This window comes from Enterobacter sp. CM29 (assembly GCF_013179605.1).
GTDB lineage: Bacteria > Pseudomonadota > Gammaproteobacteria > Enterobacterales > Enterobacteriaceae > Enterobacter > Enterobacter intestinihominis.
In genome coordinates, this window is sequence record NZ_JABMCU010000321.1 from 1 (window position 1) to 2228 (window position 2228).

The window sequence follows — 2228 nt, forward strand, 5'->3', positions numbered from 1 at the left end:
AGCATCCTGAGCGTCACACCGTTACTCCAGCCGAAACCGTCCTGCAACGGATACTCACCGCCGCCACCGCCGGTACCTGTCGAAGAGACATCGTACTTCTCAACCAGTTTCTTCTCGCGATCGTAGGTATGCTGAACGTTTTTCAGGAAACGCCAGGTCACGTCCATCGCCACTTTCTGCTGACCATAGTTCTGCAACCCTTCCACCGCTACCCACTGCAACGGCGCCCAGCCGTTCGGCGCATCCCACTGCTGACCGCTGTTGATGGTGGTGGTAGAAATACCGCCCGGTTTCAGCAGGCGCGACGATGCGGCTGCGGCCACTTTATCGGCGCGATCCTGTGATGCGGCCTTCACATACAGCGGGAAGAGGGCCGCGGCAGTCAGCTGATTACGCACCTTCCTGGTTTTCAGATCGTAATCCGCATACCAGCCCTCTTTATCGTTCCACAGGTGGCTCTCCATGGCTTTCTGACGTGCGGAGGCCAGCGCGTCATATTTACTTGCACTTGCGGTATCCCCGTCTTCCTGGCTAGCACGGGCCAGCAGTTTTTCCATCTTAAACATCAGCGCATTCAGATCCACCGGCACGATGCTGGTGGTGCGGATGGTACCCAGCTTCTGGGGATCGTCCATCCAGCGGGAGCTGAAATCCCAGCCCGAGGCCGCGGCAGAGCGCAGATCACGGTAAATCTCGGTGGCCGGACGGTTAGGGTTATTTTTGGCGGTGGTCACGTCATCCAGCCACGACTCAGGGCGTGGCGTGTCCAGATCGTCCCAGTAGCGGTTGAGGAGGGAGCCGTCATCCAGCTTCACCACGCGTTTGTTTGCCTGACCAGGCTGGAGCCCATCAGCCCCCTCCATCCAGTAGGCATACTCCTTCTCCATCTGCGGACGGTATTTCTTCAACGCGTCGCTGTCATGCGTGGCCAACAGTTCCACCATCAAAGAAAAGAACGGTGGCTGAGAGCGGCTCAGGTAGTAGCTGCGGTTACCGTTAGGGATATGGCCCCAGGTATCAAGCTCGTATGCGAAGTTGTCCACCATGTCGCCGATCTTATCCCAGTGGCCGCTCTCGGCCAGCCCCAGCATGGTGAAATAGCTGTCCCAGTAATAGACTTCGCGGAAGCGTCCTCCCGGCACGACATAGGGTTTTGGCAAAGGCAGGAGGGAGTCCCATTTGTTCGCTTTGTCGGTGGTGCGGGTCAGCACAGGCCACAGATCGTCTATGTGTTCGCGCAGGCTCTGGCCCTCAGGGGGAACATATTTCTCACCCTCCTTCGGCAGGATAAAGTTCATCTCCATGAAGTGACGCAGGTCAAAACCGGACTGGGTATGCTGCATCCGGTAATCCGCCAGGATCATCAGCGGGTCGCTTTTGGGAACGGCATCCGCGAAGGTTTTCTGATCCGGGAACAGTTTGGCGCTCTGAACGTCATTAAAGAGGGGGCCAAGAAGAATATCAGGTGAGCTTTGCTGGCTCGTTGGCTGGTCTTCAGCATAACCAAATGCGGTAACACCGAGTAGTGCGCCTGCCAACGCAAGGGGTAAAAAAGCGGGGCGTCGTGCGCGAGGTCTTATCATCGGTTCGTCTCCTGTCTTCACTGAGCAGCGTGACCGCTGTTGTCAATTACCTGAAAACCTTAGACGAATATCGATAACTTCGCGTGTTGAATGTCCCATTTTTCGCATAACCAGAAAATTCGGGTGCGCTTTCACTACACCAGGGTTGAATTACTTAATTTTTAACCACACCACGGAAAAGCCGGGTAAGCTTCATGCCACCCGGCTTAAGCCCTACAACCCTTTTTTATCCATCAGCACCGCCAAATCCACCAGACGGTTTGAGAAGCCCCACTCGTTGTCATACCACGACAGGATCTTCACCATACTCCCGCCAATCACCAGCGTTGAAAGCCCGTCGATAATGGATGAGCGCGGGTCGCCCTGATAATCACTGGAGACAAGCGGTTCATCGCTGTAGCCCAGGATGCCTTTCAGCGGCCCGCTACCGGCAGCCTGACGGAACGCGTCATTCACCTCTTCGGCGGTCACGTTGCGGCTCAGCGTCACCGTCAGATCGACAATCGACACCACTGGCACCGGCACGCGCAGGGAATACCCGGTGAGTTTACCGTCCAGTTCGGGGATTACTTTCCCGAGCGCTTTTGCCGCGCCGCTGGAATAAGGCACAATCGATAATGCTGCCGCACGCGCGCCGCGCAGATC

General features: G+C 56.6%; 1 protein-coding gene and 1 pseudogene. Both read right to left on the reverse strand.

From position 1 onward, the window contains the following. On the reverse strand, window positions 1-1583 hold a 1583-nt coding region (treA, locus tag HP459_RS22550; protein WP_171936885.1), incomplete at its 3' end, for an alpha,alpha-trehalase TreA. Window positions 1584-1796: 213 nt separating this feature from the next. Beyond that, window positions 1797-2228 (reverse strand): annotated as a pseudogene (locus HP459_RS22555) (type I glyceraldehyde-3-phosphate dehydrogenase); the annotation flags it as partial.